The organism is Bacillus massiliglaciei, assembly GCF_900098925.1.
In the GTDB taxonomy this organism is placed as follows: domain Bacteria; phylum Bacillota; class Bacilli; order Bacillales; family DSM-1321; genus Peribacillus; species Peribacillus massiliglaciei.
Genome location: NZ_LT622360.1, coordinates 1 through 23,256, shown reverse-complemented (window position 1 = coordinate 23,256; position 23,256 = coordinate 1). Strand labels below are relative to the sequence as shown.

General features: G+C 39.1%; 26 protein-coding genes and 1 pseudogene. 10 read left to right on the top strand and 17 right to left on the bottom strand.

All coding sequences use genetic code 11. From position 1 onward, the window contains the following. Positions 1-69 precede the first annotated feature (69 nt). Genes BQ4305_RS16575 through BQ4305_RS16565 form a run of 3 tightly spaced genes read right to left on the bottom strand, consistent with a single transcriptional unit; the run spans position 70 to position 3,915 of the window. The gene (locus tag BQ4305_RS16575) at positions 70-1,740 is read right to left on the bottom strand and encodes a sigma-54 interaction domain-containing protein (RefSeq protein WP_110928871.1); all 1,671 of its coding nucleotides are present in this window, start codon (positions 1,738-1,740) and stop codon (positions 70-72) included. A gap of 58 nt (positions 1,741-1,798) precedes the next feature. Further along, positions 1,799-2,974 carry an acetyl-CoA C-acetyltransferase gene (locus BQ4305_RS16570; protein WP_110928870.1) on the bottom strand — a complete coding sequence of 392 codons (1,176 nt, stop codon included), beginning with the start codon at positions 2,972-2,974 and terminating at the stop codon, positions 1,799-1,801. Continuing rightward, a complete protein-coding gene (locus tag BQ4305_RS16565) occupies positions 2,971-3,915 on the bottom strand; it encodes a 3-hydroxyacyl-CoA dehydrogenase family protein (RefSeq protein ID WP_110929672.1) in 945 nt (314 codons plus the stop codon). Before BQ4305_RS16565 ends, BQ4305_RS16570 begins: the two co-directional genes overlap by 4 nt. Positions 3,916-4,143: 228 nt before the next feature. Here BQ4305_RS16565 and BQ4305_RS16560 point away from each other — a divergent pair, with 228 nt between their 5' ends. Then, positions 4,144-4,920 (top strand): 3-hydroxybutyrate dehydrogenase, encoded by a 777-nt coding sequence (locus tag BQ4305_RS16560; RefSeq protein ID WP_110928869.1) that lies wholly within the window; start codon positions 4,144-4,146, stop codon positions 4,918-4,920. 221 nt (positions 4,921-5,141) lie between these two features. On the opposite strand, the gene BQ4305_RS22110 is transcribed toward BQ4305_RS16560, so the two are convergent. Then, the gene (locus tag BQ4305_RS22110; protein WP_324611598.1) at positions 5,142-5,309 is read right to left on the bottom strand and encodes a GIY-YIG nuclease family protein; all 168 of its coding nucleotides are present in this window, start codon (positions 5,307-5,309) and stop codon (positions 5,142-5,144) included. 283 nt (positions 5,310-5,592) lie between these two features. On the opposite strand from BQ4305_RS22110, the gene BQ4305_RS16555 reads away from it, so the two are divergent. Together BQ4305_RS16555 and BQ4305_RS16550 are read left to right on the top strand one after the other, a co-directional pair. After that, positions 5,593-5,805 carry a helix-turn-helix domain-containing protein gene (locus BQ4305_RS16555; protein WP_110928868.1) on the top strand — a complete coding sequence of 71 codons (213 nt, stop codon included), beginning with the start codon at positions 5,593-5,595 and terminating at the stop codon, positions 5,803-5,805. Positions 5,806-5,810: 5 nt separating this feature from the next. Then, positions 5,811-6,140 (top strand): annotated as a pseudogene (locus tag BQ4305_RS16550) (transposase); the annotation flags it as partial. 56 nt (positions 6,141-6,196) lie between these two features. Here BQ4305_RS16550 and BQ4305_RS16545 read toward each other — a convergent pair. Further along, complete coding sequence (locus BQ4305_RS16545; RefSeq protein ID WP_110928866.1) at positions 6,197-6,514, bottom strand: hypothetical protein; 318 nt, start codon at positions 6,512-6,514, stop codon at positions 6,197-6,199. Positions 6,515-6,727: 213 nt separating this feature from the next. Between BQ4305_RS16545 and BQ4305_RS16540 the strand changes: the two genes are divergently transcribed. Continuing rightward, complete coding sequence (locus tag BQ4305_RS16540; protein ID WP_110928865.1) at positions 6,728-7,018, top strand: hypothetical protein; 291 nt, start codon at positions 6,728-6,730, stop codon at positions 7,016-7,018. Further along, positions 7,015-7,314: a hypothetical protein gene (locus BQ4305_RS16535; protein ID WP_110928864.1), complete on the top strand. Its 300-nt coding sequence runs from the start codon at positions 7,015-7,017 to the stop codon at positions 7,312-7,314. The genes BQ4305_RS16540 and BQ4305_RS16535 overlap by 4 nt, the downstream gene beginning before the upstream one ends. Positions 7,315-7,363: 49 nt before the next feature. Here the strand turns inward: BQ4305_RS16535 and BQ4305_RS16530 are convergent, their stop codons facing one another. Both BQ4305_RS16530 and BQ4305_RS16525 read right to left on the bottom strand, forming a co-directional pair. Further along, positions 7,364-7,702 (bottom strand): hypothetical protein, encoded by a 339-nt coding sequence (locus BQ4305_RS16530; protein ID WP_199880734.1) that lies wholly within the window; start codon positions 7,700-7,702, stop codon positions 7,364-7,366. A 191-nt stretch (positions 7,703-7,893) separates the two neighbouring features. Beyond that, positions 7,894-8,502 (bottom strand): TetR/AcrR family transcriptional regulator, encoded by a 609-nt coding sequence (locus BQ4305_RS16525; RefSeq protein WP_110928862.1) that lies wholly within the window; start codon positions 8,500-8,502, stop codon positions 7,894-7,896. A 114-nt stretch (positions 8,503-8,616) separates the two neighbouring features. Between BQ4305_RS16525 and BQ4305_RS16520 the strand changes: the two genes are divergently transcribed. From BQ4305_RS16520 to BQ4305_RS16515, 3 genes are all read left to right on the top strand, one after another. Beyond that, positions 8,617-9,192, top strand: coding sequence for a cysteine hydrolase family protein (locus BQ4305_RS16520; RefSeq protein WP_110928861.1), 576 nt, complete (start codon positions 8,617-8,619; stop codon positions 9,190-9,192). Positions 9,193-9,269: 77 nt separating this feature from the next. Then, complete coding sequence (locus BQ4305_RS22050) at positions 9,270-9,653, top strand: MFS transporter (protein WP_267888125.1); 384 nt, start codon at positions 9,270-9,272, stop codon at positions 9,651-9,653. Beyond that, positions 9,610-10,656, top strand: coding sequence for an MFS transporter (locus BQ4305_RS16515; protein WP_267888130.1), 1,047 nt, complete (start codon positions 9,610-9,612; stop codon positions 10,654-10,656). Before BQ4305_RS22050 ends, BQ4305_RS16515 begins: the two co-directional genes overlap by 44 nt. Positions 10,657-10,743: 87 nt before the next feature. Here the strand turns inward: BQ4305_RS16515 and BQ4305_RS16510 are convergent, their stop codons facing one another. From BQ4305_RS16510 to BQ4305_RS16470, 10 genes are all read right to left on the bottom strand, one after another. Then, positions 10,744-11,253, bottom strand: a complete 510-nt coding sequence (locus tag BQ4305_RS16510) for a hypothetical protein (protein ID WP_110928860.1) — start codon at positions 11,251-11,253, stop codon at positions 10,744-10,746. 19 nt (positions 11,254-11,272) lie between these two features. Continuing rightward, positions 11,273-11,827 carry a DUF6241 domain-containing protein gene (locus BQ4305_RS16505; RefSeq protein WP_110928859.1) on the bottom strand — a complete coding sequence of 185 codons (555 nt, stop codon included), beginning with the start codon at positions 11,825-11,827 and terminating at the stop codon, positions 11,273-11,275. A gap of 293 nt (positions 11,828-12,120) precedes the next feature. Beyond that, positions 12,121-15,345 (bottom strand): coiled-coil domain-containing protein, encoded by a 3,225-nt coding sequence (locus BQ4305_RS16500; protein ID WP_110928858.1) that lies wholly within the window; start codon positions 15,343-15,345, stop codon positions 12,121-12,123. Then, entirely contained in the window at positions 15,326-16,033 is a 708-nt protein-coding gene (locus BQ4305_RS16495) for a hypothetical protein (RefSeq protein WP_110928857.1), read from the bottom strand. The genes BQ4305_RS16500 and BQ4305_RS16495 overlap by 20 nt, the downstream gene beginning before the upstream one ends. Continuing rightward, positions 15,993-17,402: a hypothetical protein gene (locus BQ4305_RS16490; RefSeq protein WP_110928856.1), complete on the bottom strand. Its 1,410-nt coding sequence runs from the start codon at positions 17,400-17,402 to the stop codon at positions 15,993-15,995. The genes BQ4305_RS16495 and BQ4305_RS16490 overlap by 41 nt, the downstream gene beginning before the upstream one ends. Continuing rightward, entirely contained in the window at positions 17,378-18,655 is a 1,278-nt protein-coding gene (locus BQ4305_RS16485; RefSeq protein WP_110928855.1) for a toprim domain-containing protein, read from the bottom strand. Before BQ4305_RS16485 ends, BQ4305_RS16490 begins: the two co-directional genes overlap by 25 nt. Positions 18,656-18,924: 269 nt before the next feature. Then, positions 18,925-19,617: a hypothetical protein gene (locus BQ4305_RS16480; RefSeq protein WP_199880733.1), complete on the bottom strand. Its 693-nt coding sequence runs from the start codon at positions 19,615-19,617 to the stop codon at positions 18,925-18,927. 266 nt (positions 19,618-19,883) lie between these two features. Further along, a complete protein-coding gene (locus tag BQ4305_RS22045; RefSeq protein ID WP_267888124.1) occupies positions 19,884-20,012 on the bottom strand; it encodes a hypothetical protein in 129 nt (42 codons plus the stop codon). A 38-nt stretch (positions 20,013-20,050) separates the two neighbouring features. After that, positions 20,051-21,190, bottom strand: a complete 1,140-nt coding sequence (locus tag BQ4305_RS16475; protein ID WP_110928853.1) for an MFS transporter — start codon at positions 21,188-21,190, stop codon at positions 20,051-20,053. 129 nt (positions 21,191-21,319) lie between these two features. Continuing rightward, positions 21,320-21,661 (bottom strand): peptidogalycan biosysnthesis protein, encoded by a 342-nt coding sequence (locus tag BQ4305_RS16470; RefSeq protein ID WP_199880732.1) that lies wholly within the window; start codon positions 21,659-21,661, stop codon positions 21,320-21,322. A gap of 727 nt (positions 21,662-22,388) precedes the next feature. Here BQ4305_RS16470 and BQ4305_RS16460 point away from each other — a divergent pair. Beyond that, the gene (locus BQ4305_RS16460; RefSeq protein ID WP_110928850.1) at positions 22,389-22,718 is read left to right on the top strand and encodes a hypothetical protein; all 330 of its coding nucleotides are present in this window, start codon (positions 22,389-22,391) and stop codon (positions 22,716-22,718) included. Next, on the top strand, positions 22,703-23,256 hold a 554-nt coding region (locus BQ4305_RS21605; RefSeq protein ID WP_199880795.1), incomplete at its 3' end, for an IS3 family transposase. The genes BQ4305_RS16460 and BQ4305_RS21605, both read left to right, overlap by 16 nt.

Genomic DNA, 23,256 nt, shown 5'->3' with positions numbered 1-23,256 from the left:
TTTTGGGCAGAACCCTTTTTTTACACATAAAAAAACAAGCGGACACCTCATCCGCCTGCTTACTCTCAGTCACAAACCATATTTATTCATTTTCTCATAAAGGGTAGTCCGGCTGATCCCCAGCCGCTTGGCTGCTTCCGATTTATTTCCGGATGCCATTTCCAGAGACTCCAACAGTGTGTTCCTCTCTGTTTCCTCCATGATCTCTGCCAGCGTCCTCAGCGTACCGGATGTTTTCGATGCTCCTGTTATTTCAGACGGCAAGTGTCCGGCGGAAATCATCTCTCCCTCATTAACGATATTCATCGCCCTCTCAATGATATTTTCCAGCTCACGAATATTGCCTGGCCAGGAATAGAGGCGCAGCAGCCGTAAAGCTGTATCATGCATCCCGCTTACCCGCTTTTTCATGATATTTTGGTATTTTTCAATAAAATGATGCATCAGGATTTCAATATCTTCTGACCTTTCTCTTAAGGACGGAACCTGTATCTGCATTACCTTTAACCGATAATATAAGTCCAGACGGAATTCCCCATGCTCCACCATTTCTTCGAGTTTCCGATTGGTCGCTGCAATCACCCGGACATCGATCGGGATGCTTGAAGTAGAGCCCACACGCTCAATTTCCTTCTCCTGCAGCACACGCAACAGCTTCACCTGCATATGAAGCGGGAGTTCCCCTATTTCATCGAGAAAAATCGTCCCGCCGTCTGCTGCTTCGAACTTACCGGACTTGCCGCCCTTTTTAGCTCCTGTGAACGATCCTTCTTCATAGCCAAACAATTCCGATTCGAGAAGGTCTGCCGGGATTGCCGCACAGTTTACCTTCACAAAAACCCCCATGGCCCTCCGGCTCTCATTGTGAATCGAATGGGCGAACAGCTCTTTTCCTGTTCCGCTTTCCCCTAAAATCAGTACATTAGAATCGCTTTCGGCCGCTTGCTGGGCCTGTTCCTTTACTTCCAGGAAAGCGGGACTTTTCCCCATCATCTGATCAAAAGTATAAGAGGCCTTATTCCGCTCCCTGAATTCTCCCTTATATCGTTTCACTTCTGATTCAAGCGATCTGACCCGCTTGGAAAGTGCGGTGAATTGCCCGACGTTTTTGAACAATATCTTGCCTACAGCCCCAACCAGTCTGCCGTCTTTCTTCATCGGAGACCTGGTGGCAATGATATACCCATCTTTTATTTTCTGCAGTTCGGCAACCTCTTGTTTGCCCGTTTTGGCTACGATGTGCATTCTCGTATTCTCAATCACATCTGCCACATGCTTTCCGATTGAACTTTCCTGATCGACTCCAAGAAAATCGGCATAGGCTTTGCTCAGCATCTGAATATATCCGTCTGTATCCACCATCACCAGGCCATCGTAAGTAAATTCAATGATATCTTTAAAAAGCAGTTCTTCATGATTATCGCTGTTAAGAAAATCATTTTTATTATTAGAAAATAACAGAAAGTAGAGCTGATACTCTTCCTCCAAACCATGGATGATTTCTTTTCGGACAAATCCGTGCTGACCGTTTATATGGATCGGCGTATTGACTGCAGGATTCAGATCTTTCTCCATGATTATCCGCAGCTGCTGTTCAGCCTGTTCTCCGTCAATCGCCTCTGTCAATACCCGGTTCGTCAAAATAATTTCTTGTTCATGTTTCGTTGCCAGGACCCCAAATGGAAGTGCTTCCAAAATCATTTTCATTAATCGTTGGGCATGTTCATTTACAAGGTCCATCCCACACTTCCCGCCTTTTATTCTACTATTATATCATGGGGGGGAAGACAGGAATCGCTTATCTCTCTACAATCAATGCTGTTCCCTGGCCGCCGCCAATACATAAAGCAGCCAATCCGGTTTTCGCGTTTTTCCGTTTCATTTCATATAAAAGCGTGACCAGAATGCGCGCACCTGAAGCACCGACTGGATGGCCAAGGGCAATCGCACCGCCATTCACATTGACCTTTTCAGGGTCAAGCTCCAAATCGTTAAGCACGGCGAGAGATTGGGCGGCAAAGGCTTCATTCACTTCCATCAAATCAAGCTCTCCAGCCGTCATCCCTGCTTTTTCCAGCGCTTTTCTGGCTGCAGGCACTGGGCCGTACCCCATGATTTTTGGATCAAGAGCAGCATTTGCATACGATTTAACAGCAGCCAGAATCTCTACTCCGAGTTCCTCTGCCTTTTCTTTGGCCATCAGAACCAGCATAGCCCCTCCGTCATTGATTCCGGATGAGTTGCCGGCTGTAACTGTGCCGTTTTCTTTAAAAGCTGGCCGAAGCTTGGCGAGCTGCTCGATTGTCAGACCATGTCTTGGATGCTCATCCTCTTCAACCCGGATGGTTTTGCCTCTTTGTTTGTATTCAACAGGGACGATTTCTTCAGCAAAAATGCCTGCCTTTTGCGCCTTCTCGGCCTTCCACTGACTTTTCAGGGCGAATTCATCCTGGCTTTCACGCGAGATTTTCCATTGTTCCGCGATATTTTCTGCTGTCACGCCCATGTGGTATTGATTGAAGACATCGGTCAGAGCATCATAAATCATCGAATCGACAGCCTCCATATTCCCCATCTTCTGTCCAAAACGCGTATTCGGCAGCAAATACGGCGCATTGCTCATACTCTCAATTCCCCCTGCTAGAATAACATCCGCGTCTCCAAGAGCGATAAACTGGGCGCCCATAATGACGGTCCTGAGTCCTGAACCGCACAGCTTATTAATCGTCATCGCCGGAACAGTATCCGGAAGACCCGCATGGATGGCTACCTGCCGGGCTACATTTTGTCCCAAACCAGCCGACAGGATATTTCCGATTAATACTTCATCAATGCTGTCGGCCGGAATGTTTGCCCTTTTTATGGCCTCTTTAGCAGCTGCAACGCCAAGGTCTACCGCCGATACCTTTGATAGGCTCCCTCCAAACGTTCCAACAGGTGTCCGTGCTGCGCCTACAATTACTACTTCTCTCATTTTACTTCCTCCTTCTCCGTTTTTATTTTTCCAAGCCGGATGAAATGCCGGTCTCGCTCATTGATTTTCCTGGCAGCAGCTGCCTCATCATAGTGAAAAATGCCTTCTCCGGACTTAAGACCAAGCTTCCCTGCTTCCGCAAGGGAACGGATCAGCTCCGGAGCTCCCTTACTGTTATTCAGAGTTGGAGCCACATTGTCAAATACACGCTGCCATGTATCCAGCCCGCCAAGATCGGCTATTTCAATCGGACCTGTAAACGACCATCTGAAACCAGGACCGGCCGTAATTGCTGTATCGATCCCTTCTGCGTCCGCTATCCCCTCCTCAAGCAAATGAAAAGCTTCTCTCATCAGGGCCGTCTGAAGCCTGTTGCCAATAAACCCAGCAATCTCTTTCTTTAATAAAACCGGGGCTTTTCCAATGCTGCGCAGCAAGTTAATCACATTCTCAAGCACCCGCTGATCGGTCTGTTCATGCTGAATGATTTCCACCAATGGGACAAGATGGCCCGGGTTAAAAAAGTGAGCAATCACCATCCGTTCAGCAAATGAAGCCTTCTCCATCAGTTTGGTAATAGGAAATGTCGATGTATTGGACGCAATAATTGTATGCGGTTTCAAAAGTGTTTCCAATTGATCAAACAGCTGCCATTTCAGCTCGATCACTTCCGGAATCGCTTCAATCACCATATCGGCATCCTTGACGGCTTCCGCCAAATCAGGACAATACACAATACTTGCAAGTGTATCCCGCTTTTCCTGTTCCATCAGGGCTCCTTCCTCCGCAAGCAAAGCAGCATCAGCTGTGATTCTCGTTTTGGCTTTCAGTAAAATGTCTGCCCCGATATCATGAAGGACAACGCGGCATCCTTTTGAAGCAAATGCTAACGCAATCCCGCTCCCCATTACGCCTGAACCAATCACCGTTATATTCTTCATTCTCATTCTCCTTTCCTCCCGCGGAAACCGGTCCGCTTCATCCTAATTAACATGCAATATTCATGCCAAAATCATAGATTTTACGGCAGAGACAAAACCTTTGCCAAAAAGTTATTTTGTGTTACACTCTTAATCAATCAACCCCACTATTCCCCCACAGTTTTATCCATATGGACTATTAGAGGACAGAGACCTAAACCATTACATCTTTTCTGGAGGAATGTTAAAATGGTTACAGGTAAAGTCGCAGTTATAACAGGATCGGCAAGAGGCATAGGTTTCGAGATTGGCAAAATTTTCGCAGAAAACGGAGCCAAGGTTGTGTTATCCGACCTTCAGCAAAGCACTGTTGAAGAGGCTGCATTAAGCCTGAGAAATAAAGGGCTGGATGTCATTGGCCTTAAAGCAGATGTAACGGTTGAGGAAGAAATTGTCCAGCTGATCCATGAAACCAAAAAGCACTACGGAAGAGTCGATATCTTCATCAATAATGCCGGACTGCAGCATGTCGCACCGATTGAAGAATTTCCGACGGAGAAATTTGAATTGATGATCAAAATCATGCTGACGGCCCCGTTCATTGCTATTAAACACTTGATGCCGATCATGAAAGAACAAGGTTTTGGAAGGATTATTAATGTCTCCTCCATTAACGGACTCATTGGATTTGCCAATAAAGCCGCCTATAACAGTGCCAAGCACGGCGTAATCGGACTCACAAAAGTGGCAGCGCTCGAAGGAGCATCATCCGGAATTACCGTAAATGCCCTCTGCCCTGGCTATGTCGATACACCGCTTGTGCGCGGACAATTAGAAGACCTGGCAAAAACGAGGAAGGTCCCGCTTGAAAATGTGCTAGAAGAAGTCATCTACCCGCTCGTTCCGCAAAAAAGATTGCTGGATGTCAGTGAAATCGCTGATTATGCCATCTTCCTGGCCAGTGACAAAGCTAAGGGTGTAACAGGCCAGGCCGTTGTTCTCGACGGCGGATATACCGCGCAATAATTATCCCTATTTTTAAATAGGCGGGACATCACTAAATACGAATATTTAGGGACAATAGAGTCTTTTTATAGAAAAAGTCCGAACTATTCAACATTCTTATTATCGAATGATGAATCCTAGTTCGGATTTTTCTTAGCTCATATCCTTTTATCTCAGCCTCTTTTTTATATTAAACTTCCTATAAATCCTTATTTTCTTGCTGAACAGATTTTCTACACTCTTCAACTCCAGCCAATTTTGTAAGCTACGGTCTTATTATAGTTATTCTTCACTACATTTTCTATTTCTTTTAGATCTACTCTAAAAAATTCTTTACGCTCATTTACTTTGTTTAAACGTTTGGAAGAAAATGCTTTATGAAGGGCATTTCCACTAATTGAATTATCCAATATGAACAATCGATTTAGACAAAGCAGCGAAAGATTATTTAAATACTTTGGCAGCTAGACAAGAGGCACAGAAAAAGAGGACCTCATGAAGGAGTGAAAAATTCAGATTTTTGATTAATAATTTTCTCTTAAGGTAAGACCTCTCTGGATGATCTGTCAAAAGAAAAAAGGTCAAAATCACATTTTCTTTAATGTGACTCTTCATCTTATCGTTTTCAGAGCATCGTTTGGTGCCGCACCCCAGAAGTTAGAGTTCAAAATCTAACTTCTGGGGTGTTTTTCTATGGTGAAATATAGTAAAGAAACGAAATTAAGAATCGTAAGGGAATATCTATCAGGTAGTTTAAGCTATCATCAATTAGCCCAAAAATACGGCATACCAGATCGTTCACCCATACAAAACTGGGTACGTTCTTATAAAGAATTTGGAGAAGCAGGCATAGAAAGGAAACGAGGAAAACAAGTTTATTCTGTTCAATTCAAACGTACTGTATAGATATGGTTAAAAATGAAGCTGGCTATCGCACAACAATTCATTCAGACCAAGGCTGGCAGTATCAACATACTAAATGGGTGAAGGCACTAAAGATCAACAAAATCTTTCAAAGTATGTCCCGAAAAGCCACGTGTGCAGATAACGCAGCCATGGAGAATTTCTTTGGAATTCTGAAACAGGAAATGTATTACGGAGAAGAACTCATGCCGTATGGTGAGCTTAAGAAAAAAATAGCAGAGTACATAGATTATTATAACAACATACGGATTAAGCAAAAATTGGCTGGCTTAAGTCCAGTGCAATACCGAACTCAAACCAGGCAATCAGCTGCATAATATAAACTCTAACTTTATGGGGTCACTACCTTTTCGATGCTTTTTTTATTTTTCGATTACTTCACTATCATCCCCATAACCCCATAACCATAAGAATCAGCTATATAGCTATCCTCTTCGTATTCATAAAAAACATTAACAGTATAGGACTCACCGGTATTCATATCTTCGCCTCTTACAAAAACAGTTCCTCCGCCTATTGCAGAGGTTATTTCTGCTTCTGTATTAACTAGTGTTACATCTTCGGCTTTCATAAATTCTACTGCTGCATTCGTGGATTTTTTCAAAATTTCTTCCTTGCGATCTTTCTCCCCACAAGCACTCATCAGCAAAACAACTCCTACTAAGATTAAAATGTTCTTTATAAAAACCATAAAAAAATCCCCTCTGTTTTAGAAAAATGCTACAAATTTCCTTTTGAAATTAGTATAGTGAAAATTGGGAGGTTTTACAAATGGATTCTATAATAAGAGATCGGACACTTCATCGTTTTTCTACTTTAGTTTACGATGAAAAATTGAAAAAAGTATGCTTTTAAGTATGGTAACGCTTCAGAAGTTTGGAAAAGTGAATATACCAAAAGCATAATGACTACCGGTTTTGACGCAGCTGTATTTTCAAACGAAAGTGATCAAGAAGTCATCATTTCCTTTAGAGGAACAGAAGGTGATGATCCTTTCGTACGTGGGTTCCAAGATATTGTTACCGATCTAAGATATATTGGTATAGAAGACATCGTTCAAGCCTCAATGACTCAGTTTTATGATTGGTTTTCCGAAGAAACGGGCCGGTTAACAGAAATAATAAGCAAGGCTTCCGAAAGTTTTGAAGAAAAGGACCAACGTTTAGCGAAAAAAGGAGGATCCCACTCTCAATGAGAAAAACAGAACTCTACCAGGAAATTCAAGTACTAAACGAAATGAAGTTTCTTTTGGAAAACTACATTCAAACTTTTAGAATGGAACAAGCTAATTTACGAGATTTTATAAATGAAATAGGAGATGCAGCTTGGAAAAGTGGAAAAGCTAAAGAAGCTTTTTTTAACAGGGTATCAAACTATGAGGATGATTTTGTTAGGAATATTCAAAGACTAGAAAATACTTACCTTGCTATTGTGGAAACGAGAACGCAAATTTCAAAGCTCTATTCGCTTGCTGATCAACAATTAAGATAATTTAACAGATGAAGTTCTATTATATTGCATATGAGGATATGGATATGCTTTAAAGAAAATCTATTAACATTCGTATATCACCTACTTGTTTTGAACGCATTTCGCTTTTTTCATTATGCGTATCTATTTTTGCAGCTATTTTATCTTTCACTTCCGTCAGATTAGTAATTGACTGGTATTCTTCAATTTCTAGTTCATGTTTTTGTTTTCCAAATGTAAGTTTCTGTATTTCTTCATTCAGAATTCTAAGTCGTTCTTTATTATTTAACATTTCATCAAAGTTATTTTCTGACCAGATATTCTGATGAGTCTTTAGTTCTTTATTTCTTTGAATTATAAGTATAAACGCTACAATAGGTGGGATTATCAAAAACCACAACGCAAACAAAATCCCTATCATCCAAGGGTTAATATGCTATTTTCTCTTATACATTCTATTTAACCTTTCCATTTCAAAAACAATCCACCCACTATTAAATGTAAAAACAGAGCTAAAGCATTTGTATATTTCTTTACTGTTTGTTCATTCAACAGCAGAAGAAAAAAGTCCCAGCATGAAGCCAAGACTTTCCTCGTCTCTCATCCTTGCGGGATAAATGTCAGACAGAGCTGTTCCAGGATCTCTTCAGGCGAATGTCCCCTTGCTTCCCGCTGAAATAAATATGTGTCGCTTCTTAACGCTGCAAGCAGCATGTCCGCTTTAAATACGCTGTTTGGCTGAACTTGATCCTCCCTGCTCATCTCTTCAAATAAGTGAAGGAAGTGCTGATGCAGTTCTCCATATAAAGGGCTGTTTGTCGGAGACGCCGTCCGGTTCGCCGACATCGAGTCTTCTACGCCTTTAAGTAATTGGGCCTTGCTCTCTCTGAACAGGATAAACAGGCTGAGTATTTCCTTCAGCCGCTCATGGGGAGGTTCTGTTTTATTTCTTTCTAAATAGGACTCCATCTCTTCAAATACGTAAACGACATTATCTTTTATTAAATCTAAACATAGCTCCCCTTTATTACGGTACCTTCTATACAGAGTTCCCGGACCGATTCCAGCTTCTGCGGCAATTTGGTTCATGCTGACCGGTTCGACCCCATTTTCCTCAAAAAGGCGAACGGCTGCATCTAATATCCGCTGGCGGTTTTCCGCAGCATCACGGCGTTCCGTGCGGGGACTGAATCTATGCTTTTCACTCATTTTTCCTCACTCCTGGATGTAACAGCAATTTGACAAACGGAGATGTCTCCATTTACTATAAGTGTGAGATGTCTCCACTTAAATAGTAACCGAATAAAAAGGAGTATACAACAAATGACAGAACAAAATAGCAAGTCAGCCTTATTAGTCATGGATTTGCAAAATGGCATTGTGGAAAGCTTAGGCGAAAATAAAGAAGAAGCCATCATCCCATGGCAAAAAGCAATCAAAGCCGCCCGGGATCACGATATTCCAGTCATTTATGTCAGAGTCGGCTTTAGCAAGGGATATCCGGAGATCAGCCCAAAAAACAAGTCATTCTCTGTCATTACTCAGCACTATGGGGCCATGACGGTTTTTGATGATTCCACGCAAATTTATGAAGCGGTTAAACCGGAAGGCGACGAACCGATCGTGACCAAATACCGCATAAGTGCCTTTGCAGGGAGCAATCTTGAAATGATCTTGCGTTCCCAGCAAATCGATACCGTTGTGCTCAGCGGAATTTCAACAAGCGGAGTTGTCCTGTCGACTGTCAGAGCAGCAGCGGACATGGATTTTCAAATCAAAGTATTAGCGGATGCCTGCTTTGACAGGGATGCTGACGTACACCGTGTCTTGCTGGAAAAGGTATTTCCGCGCCAGGCAGATGTACTGACTGTAAACCATTGGATTGAATCGTTAGATTAAGGATGGCGGGCTCTTTGCAAAAAAACGCAAAGGCCCTTCATTTTGTGCATCTATGATTTATGAAAGAAGGAATCGCTTTGTCCAAAAATAAAAGTCCATTTAACGAGAAACTGATCCTTCCCATGGTGTTGGGATCGATTCTGAATCCAATCAATACAACAATCATTTCCGTTGCCCTACTTCCCATAGGTCAGGCCTTTGGGGCGCCGCCTTCACAAACTGCCTGGCTGATTTCTGCTTTATATCTCGCCACGGCGATTGGGCAGCCGGTTGTTGGAAAATTGATTGATCTCTTCGGCCCAAGGCTCCTATTTTTAATTGGTACTTCCTTAGTCGGAATCGCCAGTTTAATTGTGGCCTTCACACCTAATTTTTGGTGGCTCGTTGCCGCCCGGGTGCTTCTTGGCTTTGGAACGTGTGCAGGCTACCCTGCCTCCCTCCATGTATCTCATCCGCAGTGAAGCCGACCGCACAGGCCAGGAAAGTCCTGGGCGGGTGCTTACAATTCTGGCGATTGCTAACCAGACCATCGGCGTCATCGGTCCTGTATTAGGAGGACTGCTCATCGATCTCGGAGGCTGGCAAAGCACATTCTTAGTCAATATCCCTTTGTCAATCGCCTGTATTATCCTAGGGTATATCCGCTTTCCAAAAATTGCGGCCTCCTTACCGGAACAAGAGAAGAAAAGAGTGTCGATCGATTTTATGGGTATTGCTTTCTTCGCCTTCACCCTGATTTCGCTGCTGCTGTTCTTAATGAACCCAAGCTGGCATGCGATTTATTTATTGATCATGGCAGCTGTCATGGGATTCTTTTTTGTCATTCTTGAGCTGAAAATCAAAGAGCCCTTCATCGATCTCCGTGTATTAGGCAGCAATACGTCGCTTTTATTAACCTATAGCCGCGGTATCCTGTCCGCCCTGATTTCTTATAGCTTTATCTACAGCTTCCCGCAGTGGCTGGAACAGGGACGGGGATTAACGCCTTCCCATGCCGGACTGCTATTATTGCCGATGTTTTTGGGAGCGATGATCGTGTCTAAATTGACAGGCAAGAGCCCTGCCATTCGCATGAAGCTGATTGTCGGCAGCCTCGTACAGCTGATTGCGATTTCGCTGCTGCTGTTCATCCGCCCGTCCAGCAGCCTTTACTTCTTGGGATTGATTGTCTTGCTGCTGGGCGTGCCTCAAGGCCTGCTGAACTTAGCCATCCAAAATGCGGTCTATTTCCAGGCGGTAAGAGAACAGATCGGAGCTTCAGCCGGATTGCTGCGGACCTTTATGTACATGGGCGCCATTCTTGCCTCCTGCTCAAACGGCCTGTTTTTGAAAGATGAAGCTACGGCTGTCGGCATTCATCATATCTCTGTATTTTGTATCTGTGCGGGCCTGCTGCTTATTACAATTACCCTGATGGATCGTTCATTGATCAAGGTTGGGCGGAACAGGCTGTCCGAAAGCTGAGAAATAAAAAGAGTGACAGCAGAACGTTTATGTTCTCTGTCACTCTTTTTTCTGTTATATTCGGCGGCCTCACTAAGCCCCTATATATTACTGAAAATATTTTTTCTTATAGGCTTCTTCTTCCGCTTCCGTTTTCTTAACCACTTCTATTACATCTTTTCTGTCTGAAATTGTGGCAAGAATTCGCTGTACGTCTTTATCCACATCGCTGACATTATGATTCAGCCATTTTGTCAGGACCGCTCTGCAAGGGGAATTCACATCTGTACTCAAAGAATCAAAACTATGAAGCAAGTACAAAATGTTCTCGTCATTCATCTGTATATGGTGAACTCCTTCGATGGCGACGCCTTTAGGTATATCCTGGTACTCTGGTCCCCCAATGGAAACTTTTTGTATAGACATTTCCAACATTCGTCTAGGAATCAGCCTTTCATCATCAATGACACCGACCTCTTTTTCTGCTTGGGAAAAATCTTCAGGCACAGCTTCTTTTATTGTTTCTTCTGAATCATCTCCCAATTGTCCCAGGAAAATGAAATACCCTCCTGCCATCACTCCAAGGCTCAGAACCAATAATAATAGGATCTTGTGCATACCCATTTCTCCCTGGCACTTATTTTTCGAGAAATTCTTCTCCAAAGTTTTTTATAATATACTTCTTTTCTTCCTCTTCGGACATAAGGCCATAAGCATCCCCTACATTTCCGCCCTGAATTTCCCAGAAATAATTATGCTGCTGAACAGCCTGAGAGAAATCTCCAGCCTTCCATTGTTTTACAATCTCAAGAAGCTCTTGTTTATGTTCGAACTCCGTGTGTTTAATCACATCTTGCACAGCCGCGATTGTTTCAGGAATCATCGGGACAGCACCCCACTTTTCCCTTGCTTTCACTTTTTGATGGGTCATATCATGCATAATCTCCACAAGCTCCAGTTCACTCATATTATAGGTGAGGTACAAATCATCGATAACCGAATCCGCTTGATCCTCTGGCGTTTCTGCAGGCTCCTGCTCGCTTTCCGCGGCGGCCTTCTGTTCCTCCGGTTGCTTTTCAAGCTCCGCCTGCTTTTTCTGTGGTTTAGCTTTATCGAATTTATCATGTAAAAGAAGATATCCTCCCAGCATGATAAATAAACAAAGGATTGAAATGGAAATTTTTGTTTTCATCTATGAAGCCCCCTTGAACGTTTCCTTCTCTGGATATCATATCCATTACCATGATACCATACGAAAGTACTAGATTAAGAGGATACGGGCAGATTCCGTGAAATTCCGTTACCAGCAGAAAAAAAGACCTCCAATACAATTTGGAAGCCTGATAATCCGTTTTCTTATACACAACATCTAATAGATCTTTCCATCACAAATAATCCCAATACTTTTTCATATTCAAAAGTCAAATAAATTTGATAATAACAGTCATTGTCCATTTATATAACAATTAGAGGATTTTATGTTTTTCAATACAATTTATCTATCTCTTTGTCCCTAACCCGCTTCACTTTAAACACTGTGCTTTTAGGTATATTAGGATTATGATACACAACGTATGCTTTTGAGAAACGATATAAGTATTCTTCTTCATGAGACTTTGGAGTGAGAATAATCATTTTTCGTTGTAATTCCTGTTCATATAAACCAAACACTTTTTCTTTTCTACCTTCGTCTAGGGCACTATCAAATTCATCTAATACAATGTAACCCGGCGAAGCCTCAATTGTCTGCAATAGTGCTAGTGCAAACAACAAAGAACTGAGTGATTCTTCTCCACCTGATACACCTTTTCCCACTTTGCCACCTCGTGCTTTAACACTAACATCTTCTAATTTTCCACGGTGACCTTCTTTTCTCGCCTTAATAAAGAGTGTATACCGACTTTGTCCTCGGCGATCCGTGTTCATATCCCATTCAATCTTCCCCTCAAAACCAAACAAAGACATATAATGGACAAATTTTTGGTTCACTCCGATAATTTTCATGTTAATTGTATCTTCCAAATCTTCTTTAAACTGTTCCATTCGTTCCAAGTATTCTTCTAATAAAATTTTTGATTTTTTCACTTCATTTTCTGACCGATCATATTCTTCTTTCATTTTTGCATAGTTTTCAGGCGCAGCCTCATCAATGCCAGTTTCATTTGTCGCAAATTCAAAGATTATTTTTCCATTATTGCGTAAATCTTCAGCTTTTGATTTTGTCAACCCGGAATAATCACCTAACTCCTCGTTCAATTTAGCAACTAAGTCTTTCGCTGTTTCTTGAACCTTCTGTACTTCTTTTCTTGTGCGAGCATATCTCTCTTCGTTTGATATGTGTTCCTCTGATTTTGCTTTTATTTGTCGCTCCATTTGATCAATTTCACGGTCTCGATAAGAAAGATCCATTTCTAAATCTTCTAGTTTCCTAGATAGCTGTTTTTCATCACGTCGTTTTGTATCTATTGTATTTGAAAGCTCACTTAATTGAATACTTTTTTCTTTTTGATCATGATTAAACTTTATTAGGAGACTTTTTAATTTCTGCACTTCCATTATTTTTGTTAGTTCCCTACTATATTTTCGATAGATTTCCAGATAACTTTGGTAAGTAGTTACGGATTGCCTACAAAGAGCAAAGGACATCCTCTGTGCATCTAACTCCTCCTGGATTAAACGACTTTCATTATTAATAGCTTCAATCTTTTTACTTAGTTGGTCATACTGACTTTGCCGCCATTCTCTTTCATCTTCTTTCGTAAAAAATGCTTCAGCTTCTTTTAATGACTCTTTCCTGCTAAATAAGACTGAGTTTCTGCTATTTCGTTCCTGTATACCCTTTTCAAGTTTAACCTTTTCTTCTTTTATTTTCGTTAGTTCTTGTCCCAGTTTCATTTGCTGGAATTGCACTACTTTCTCACTTAATATAATTCTTTTTTCTTCTTGCGGTCCTCGAATCCCTTTTTTATCAACAAGCTGTCCATTAATAATTAAAGGCTTTTCTTCTTTAAAAAAAGACTCAACCCACCAAAGCGCTTTAATAGCATAGGGGTATAGACTCTCATCTAGATCGGCTTTAATTTTGAGATGCTCGTTTGGCAAATGCATGATAGTTTTATCTGGGACTAAATTCGGTAATGACACATGGTAGAGGTCATTGGGTGCATAAAATACTTTTTCATTAACAAATAACGTATATTTGATCGTATCAAATAAATATTCATCTTGTTGTCTCGCTGTCTCATCTAATTCGACAAGTTCACGTAACGGATAAACTTCTATTTGATTCTTTTCAAAAAAACGGATGGATTGGTCTTGACGTGGATTGTAAACTTTATTATTTTTTAAAAGTGTCCATTCTTTATTAACCTTTCTTTCTTTTTCACTTAATTCCCGTAATTTATCTTTATTATATTCAATTTTAAGATTATTGTTATCCATCTCATTTTGAATGGTATTGCTACTTTTATAGGTGGTGATTAAATCTTGGAATTTTCTTTCCTGATCTTTATCCTGATTAAGTTCCAGTGACAATTTCGCATGTCGGGTAGTTAATTCACTTAACCGAGTTGATAGACTCTGTGCTCTTGCAACCTCTTCATCTATAAAAGATTCTACCTCCTGATAGTTCTTTTCCGCTTCATTTAACTTTTGCTTAACTTCATCCTCTGACATGCCAATTCGGTCAACTTCTTTTGTGCTTTCAGCAATTTGTTCAGATATGTCCTCTATCTTCTCAGTTATATCTTTTACTTGTTTTGAAATTTCTTCTACTTCCAGTGCCAGCTGGTCTTCTCGAATATCAAGTTTACTTAGCGCACCTCTGAACTTTTCGATTTCTTCCTTTTTTTCAGCTAAAAGAATTTCCTTCTCCCGTTTAGCTTCAATCTTTTCCTTTTTATTGGCTAATAATTCTTCAATTTGTTCTTTCAAAGATTCGATTTGCTTTATATAGTATATTTCCAACCATTTTAGCCCTTGGTAATACTGGTTAAACCCTTCTTCTCGTCGACGATTACGATCATGATACCGATCAAGTTCCATTTTCTTTTGTTTCAGGTGCATTTTTGTCAGGCCTTGTTTACTTTCGGCTTCTTTTAAACTTTGTTCCGTTTCTTTAACAAGCTCTTTACTCTCTTCCCAGTTTTTCTGAATTTTATCGATACCATTCATTTCACTAAAAATTCGGAAGCGTTCTTCTGGGTGCATAATGGCAAACTGATTGACCTCTTTTTGGTACCAAATTAAATAAAAAGCATCAGGGTCAACCGCATACTTATACAGTACTTGATTTTTATATTCCGAAAAATTCAAATTACCACCACTAGTGAACTTCGTACTACGTCCCCATTCATCAATTTCATCTCCCTCTTCAATATAAAATTCTCTTTTGATTGGATCCCCAGGTTTTTGTTCAATTTCCAACCGGAATTGTACATAAAGAGGAGCATCAACCTTAATCTCTCCTTCATTTTTAAATAGAAGATCAATTTTTGCCCGCCACGTCTTGTTAGATGACAGATTGTTCGATTTTAGTCCTTCCATATCCACTTTACTTGAATTGAGAACCCCGCCCATACAAAATGTTACGGTAGATTTCCCCGCTCCGTTAGGTCCCGATATAAGAATATGATCATGTTCTCCAGATAAATCCAATACTGTTGGAATATAATCCCGAATTCCAGAAAATCTAAGCCTCCAAGGTATCATCTGGCTTACCTCCATTCATATTGTAGCGTTTAAAGAAGCGAAGAACGTCCTCCATATGGAGCTGATTGGATTGACTGAATTCTGCATATCTGCGTAAAAATGAATCAGAAAATAGATGTGCACCTATCGAAGTAAGCTGATATGCTTCTTCATCCGAGTTCGTGTCATAAATTTCGATTGCGCCTATTTTTTTTAATGGATCTAAATTTGCTTGAATCTTTCTCGTTACCTGTAAGGACTCATGACCAAAGCTATTTATCAATTGTGAAAACAATGTATACTCATTCTGCAATACTTCTTGATGATAAAAGATAAACATAAGGATTGCCAAGCTCTCCTTATTTAACACATTTCTAGCTTGTTTTGGGGGAACACGCATAAGTGCTACTACTTGGTTTCTTCGGTCATCATAAATAACTTTGAAGTAACGGCTAATAGCTTGATTCACTCGCTTTAAGAAAGAAAAGAATGCCTCTTCATCATTTATTCCCAGCAATTTTTCCACTTCTTTTCGAGACAAACCAAAATTCCCTACCCTAATCGTAGCAGATGAGGAAAATAAAATTTGCATAAAAGTAAGCTCTTCTTCCTTAGTTAAAAAGCCTTGAATCAACTGTAATGCATTTAAAGGATTATCGTTAATAAATTCATTTGCTTCGTTTTCTAATTCCGTAGCTTCCTTGTTCATTATCTGCCCACCTCCAATCTCTTTCTTCTATATTACCTTGTAATGTTTTTTTTGCTGTTTCATTAATCTCTGCTTTTTTATTTGCAACTAATGCTGATACACCTATTAATCCGTTTAATACATCACTCCATTTGTTAGAACCAGCTTGTATAACTAACTCATCCAACCCTGCTTCTTCTATCTCTTCAAGGTATTTCTCAATGTGCTCAGTATGAATCATTTGCTTTGTCATTTGCCATTTTGAATCGCCCATTACTTCTTCCAAATTATCCTCCATGATTTCATCTATATCTCGAAACTCTTCTTCTAATACTTCCTCAATTTCATCTGTTATAGGTTGATAATGCTCGACATAGTCTATCCCTTCCTCAATAGCTTGCGGAGACAAATGACTAGCAAATTTAACCGGCACCCAAAGCCCATCTAAATCTTCATCCTCATATTGACCTTGTTCCATAAAGCTAAGTATTTGATGTGCATTTGGAATATCTGATCCAATCGCCGGATCAAACGATTTTTCGATAAAATTTCTTAGTAATTCTGGTTGTATCGTTTCTATAAAATCTGACTCTTGTATATGGGCAAACTTAAGAATTTTGTTGATCGTTCCAAGGCTAATCTTTGTGCCAGCACTGATAGCTGTCATGCCTCTCTGCTTGACAGATGCGAACACTAATTCCTGATCAAATGTTTCAAATTTCGCCAGACGTTCAACCATTTTTGTTTCTAACTCTTTCATCAAGTGATGAATTATTTCTACTTGAGATAAAGCATTTCGATCAGCTAGATACTCTAATTCCCTTTCAGCCAACAGCAAGATAGCCTCTTCAACATTTTTAATCATACTAGCTAATTTATTTCCGCCTGAAATCCCCTTATCATCATAAGCTTCACTAATTTCCGCGTCTCTTTTTGCTTGAAATAAAGACCTAGCCACATCGTCATTCATATAATAAGCAAGCGAATCATTGGCTAAACGAATTAAAACATCCATCATTCTTTTTCCTAAATCACGCATCTTAATTCTCTTTGTTGTCTTGGTTATCCAATTAAATTTACCCAATACATAGATTAAGTGCTTCACATATTCTATTGTAACCTCTTCAGCAGAGCCAAAAGTATGGCGATACCGATAAAAGAGTGTATCCTCATTTTCTATAGGGTCAGTCATACCAAGTGCTTCTTGATTAATCAGATAAAGTACACGTAAAAAGCGAAATACGTTTGTAGGCGCCTGAAATGATTCCTTATCGCTTAGTTCATTTAAAACCCCTGCTAGTGCAGCCATATCGCGCATTGTTTGGTGAAGTTCTGGTTTTTCCATTTCGATATTAAAAATAGAAATTAAGGACTGATCCATTTTTTCCACAGTTCTACCCCTCCAATCTCTTGTTCCTGTTCTTCTTTTTGAACCTGTATTGCTTTTTCATATCGTAATTGAAGTTCTTCAAGATTTAGAACTGTTTCCAATGGCGGAACAACCCATTTACAGGATACCTGAAATCTTTGCACGGTTTCTCCTACTTCTTTAGCAATGATAAGTCCCGCTTCATCAACATCTGTCCAAATAATCACACTTTTTATATTGGAGACAAGCTGCTCAATCAATCTTCGATGCGCAGACCTTAACTGACCATCTATTCCTAACACGAAACTCTTTGAATCTATTAAAAAGTCCTTCTCGTATCCCATTCTTGTTACAATCCCTCGATTCTCAACTAACCACAATACCTCTGCATCAGTTTGAAATTCCTCAGAAAACACCGCTAAATCTGTTGTCGCATGAATTGGTCCATACTTGTATAAAACACTTTCACCCTGCATCGGTCCAGTAAAAAAAATTGGCGTAATCGTCCCTAAACTGCTTAGTCCAAGTAAATGTAATGGATAATCAAGTAACTCTTCAGCCCCTTGAATGAATTCCTTTTTATAAAAATCGAACTCTTTTGAACCGCCAATTTTTCTATAATACTTGGCTCCAATCTGCTTCCAATCAAAATGACGTTCGATCATTGAAATTTGATAAAAAGCCACTAAAAAATGGAGAAATAATAGTTGTTTCTGAAACCGCCACACAGAACTATTAGTAGTAACTTCATCTCCAGTTACAACTTTATCTAATATATCTTTTAATCTATTGAGTTTTTCTTTACGTTTATAGTTAAGTGCAGAAGAAGATTGCTTTATTTTAATCCATCGATTTGTCCATTCCAAAAGGGCTTCATTTTTCTTTGTTTCCAGTTCATTCTCGATTTGCTTTTTATATTGGAATAAAGACAGTCCCATTCGAAACTGTTCGCTTTTCACGGTTCTCTCATCTTTTGCCAAACGATACTCTCTTATGATCCAGGCATTTCGGATCCATTCATAAGTTTCATCTGTCAGTTCAACTTTTTTCTTTGTCGAGGGACTTGCAAAATCTTTCAACAGTTTTTGCGGGGGTACAATTTGATTGTTAACTCCCATTGTCAACATTGCAACAGTCCTTCTGGTACGGGCTGTCTTTTTTATTACAGGAATATCTACTATTCCATTACTCTCTCTAATGTCTTGTAAATTAAGCTCCTCATTCTTCAATAAAATATATTTATATAAATAATCATTCCAACCATTATTGATCAAACTATAATCCCCCTCTAATTTGTTTTTATTTTATCATAGAGCAGAGATCAACTTTTCACTTAAGTTTTTATAGGACTGTCTTGAAATGAGCAAAAGAAAAACAGGAGAGCAATTCTTTGCTTTCCTGTATCAAAAATATTCCTTTCCTTTCTCATCTCATCGACCTGGTATTTTTGTGAAATAAAATGCATTCTTTAAATTTTTTTTTTACTAACTTTATCTTAAGGCATTTTTACAGGAATATATCTTTCTTTAGCGTTATCAATGATTTATTCATGATTTTCAGCCTTCCTTTTCTTCCTTCTCAAATTCCAGATAATGGCTAAAATCAACACGACAATAACAGCTCCGGCTGCAGCCGCAATGGCTGTTACATTTGGTGCACTCACTTTTAACTCGATGGGAGTGCTTTCCGTTGTTGAAATATTCCATGTTAATGTCTTTCCGCTCACTTCGTCCGCATTGCTCTCCGTCGGCAGTTTGACTGGCAATTGAACCACTAAATTCAGGTCAGCCTGTTCTAAATTTTGCGTAATTAAAGATCTTACAAACGAATTATCAATGACTTCCTCTATCTGCGAGTTCATCTGAGACGCCAAATCGATTTCCCCGTCCACCTGATACGTTTTATAAAAGAAATGGTCTTCCTTTATAACCGTGAAATCCTTCATTACCTGACTATTTCCCCCGCCCTCGTTCATATCTTCCATGGATGAAAAATGCTTGGAAACCCGAATCGTACCATTGCTGCTGCTCACCTTATAGCCATCGCCGCTCAATTGCCGGTCAATCATCTCCTCTATCGCAGGACCGGCAATAGAATCCACCTCTGAATTTACAGTCGTTTCCATATTAAGATCGGCACTGCCATCCTTATGAATATTTACATGGGCTGTCGCATCCACACAGCCGGTTAATAGCACAGATATAAACAGAACACCTATGTATTTCAAATATTGCATGTCCATCCTCCCTCAAATTTGCTTATACTTAGTTTTACCATATAGATTCATAAAGTATAAAACAAATAGAATGATGAATAAAGATCAGGAAGCATATGCTTGAATCTCCATTTTCAGCTTTAGATCCCTTAATAGCTATGTCAGTTTTTCCATTAATACAAAAAAGACAGATTTACCTGCCTTTTGTTATTATCCCCGCACGAAACGACTTACTCATACTTATTTTTAAATCATAAGATTAGCGGGTATCTTATAGTAACACTCGTCTATCCATAGCCTAATAGAGGATTGACGGCAAGAAATTCAATTTGATTATCTACTCCTTGATTATATAAATTGTAGATTTCTCCTCCCGCTTCCGTTCCGCCTATTACATGTATAGCTGTATCAAACACTTAATTTTTCCGTACCATATCTATCCCTGTACTATAAATCATCGTATTTCCAATTGCTTATGCTCCAATACATTCGCTTTATTTTTCTTATTTAATGAAATGCTTATCAGTACTCCCGCTAAAGGAAACAAGGAAGAAAGAATGAAAAGGACTATTAATGAATGATTTGCAACAGGACTCAGAAGCGTTGAACCTAATCCTACACCTAAGTAAGACATCAACCCGAAAATACTATATGCATCCGTTTTAGCTTTACTCTCATTAACGGCAGCAATGCGATTATAAAATAAATTCATAATTCCTCCGTAAGAGAATCCAAATACTATTGCCGTAAGTATTAATATTACATAATTCGTTGTAAATATAATGGAAAGTGAACTTATAAAAACAAATAAGATACATATATTCAGAAGAGTATTCTCTGTAAACTTGTTTTTAATTTTTAACATAGTTAATTGGGCTAATATAAAAAAGCTCCAAAAAAAGAAGTAAAATACATCCACTCTCAAGCCTATTTTTTCATAAAAAATAGGGGAGAAAGCGATAACTGCACCGTAACTAATAGAAGTCAATAAGAAGATTATGTAACTGGGAATGTATTCTTTACTAAAAGCTTCTCTATTAATCCTGGTTTTTTTTAAAGGCTGTTTATCCCCTATTCTTCTTACAAAACATGCTATACCAAGTGTTGTAATAGATAAAATGGTTAGAATTAGATACAAAAAACCTCGTTGATCAAAAAAATAGTAAAGTGAAATACCTAGTATGGGAGCTATTGCAGATGCAATTCCTAAAAGTGAATTGTGCCATCCAACAGCTACATTAGGCTTTCGGCTGATATCGGTTATAATGGTAATGAGGATCGGAGCAACTATTCCTACCCCCATACCCAATATAATGGCCCCAAAATAGAACATGGCTATTGATGTACCATTGGCTAATAATAACAAGAAGCCCAGGCAATAAGCTGTTAAGCCCGTCCTTAATAACAAGTAAGCGTCAACCTCATGAGTCAGTAAGACCATTCTCGTTCCCAAAAGGGCAATCATAAAAGCAGACAAGACATAACCGGAAGTTGCAGCAGAACTGGTTATGTCAAATACTAATAATGGTAAAATGGCAGTCAGTAAGCTAAAAAGAAAGTTAAACATAAAAACAATATACAACAAGCGTTTCATTACACGATCATCTCCACATAAAACTCTTATTTAAAAGCCCTTGTTAATGCTTTGCTCATTACCTTTTCTAAGAAAAGATTCTTAACGGACAAGTAAGCATTTAATTCTACAAGTTTGCAACCAAGACTCTTAATCCATGCCAACATGTTTAAATAACAAATTATTTCCTTCTTTAACGACTATAGCAAAAGCTATTATATGATTGGAATTTACTAAAATCCATTTATAGCTCTCCCCCATTTCATCCCATTGCCCAAAACTGGATTTAGAGCAGATGATGGGATATGGAGAAGCATCACCTCGTTCTGCCGTATTACTATATAATTCAAAAACCTTCTCCGACTCTTTGTGATTGATACTGTTTACGACTTCTATGGTTGCTCCGTACTGTTGCCTTATTTTTATTTTATTCTTAATATCCCATCGCTTCTTTTTCTTGACTGACAATAGGTATTCATCAAATGTAGACATACTCTTTTGCATCCTCTTATAGATTCGCTTACCTTATCTTTTTTTTGCTGTGAATTCCTTCAAAATTTGATCAATTAAGGAGTTATATTTAAGACTTGCAGAAACTGCATTATTCAGTTTTCCATTGAAATATACGAAGTCATCCAAGATACAATGTTCTTAATCATTCCATAACTCCCTAATTCTATTTGAGACTTTTCAAAATAAATTCGACTGAATATTCAGTGATTTGCTCTCCTGATCTTTTCGTTATTTTTATGATGAATACTGGCTTTATCAATATCATCCATCGTAATAACAATTGCACGGTCAATAACATCTCTTTCCAGATAACTTGTGCCTGAATGAATGCATCAACACCTGACATATTTCCATTATTCACAGTGCTGTTTATCCCTTCAATTCCACTACTATAGACACCAGTCTCAAATCTCTATTGCTCCGTTAGACTTACGAGAAAATCACAGATAGCATTAGCTACCCGAAAGGAATCAGGAAAAAATATCCATTCACTAAACTTTATCTTATCATATTAATTTTTTAATATGAAGGCTGGACTCAGGAAATTTTTATCTATTAAACTTCCCATACTTTTTTTGAAACGTTAAGAAATAAGAAGCCTGCATGAAGAGCTTATATTTCTAGACTAACCTAAATTAATGAGACACTATAAAACACCTTCGAAATGGTACACTTAAACAAAGTACTAATTCGGAGGTGTTTTTGCATGGGCAAAAATGTATATTCAAATGAAGTTAAGTGGGCAGTTGTGAAAGATAAAATGAGTGGTCAGTTTTCGAACCGTGAAATCATGGAGAAGTATGAGATTAAAAATGTATCTCAAATCAAAACGTGGATGAAATGGTATCGAGATAATCAGGTTCATCGATTTGATCAACCAATAGGAAAACAATATTCCTATGGTCATGGACCAGACAGTTCGAGTCCTGAAGAGAAAAAAGAACGTCAATTGAATCATTTAAAACAGGAAAATGAAATCTTAAAAAAGTATTTGGAGATCGAAAAGGAGTTGAAAAAGAAATCGTTCTCCAATTAGTTCAGAATTTACGAAAGAAATATACAGTATCAGCTATTTTATCAGCTTTAAATGTTCCTAGATCCACCTATTATCGCTGGGCAAATGCGCAACCAGTTGAGTTGTCTAAGGAAGAAGAAGCGATTATTTACCTTTGCGAAAAAACTAAATACCGATATGGTCATCGAAAAATCAAGGAGCTTTTAAAACGTGACTACCATATCAAATTGAGCTGCAATACTGTTCAACGAATCATGCAGAAATATCACCTTCAATGTAAAGTAAAACAAAAGAGAAGGTGGAAGTCTCAAGGAGAATCTGTCGTTGTCGCACCAAACTTATTACAGCGAGAGTTTCACGCAAGCAAACCTAACCATAAGTGGGTAACAGATATTACCTACATCCAATATGGGCCAGACACTTTATATTTATCAACGATCATGGACTTGTTTAATAATCAAATTGTTGCCTATAAACTTTATACTCATCAACAAATTCCTTTGGTGATTGATACCTTGAATGAAGCACTAGAAAAGCGAGGAAACCCTAAAGGAGTCAT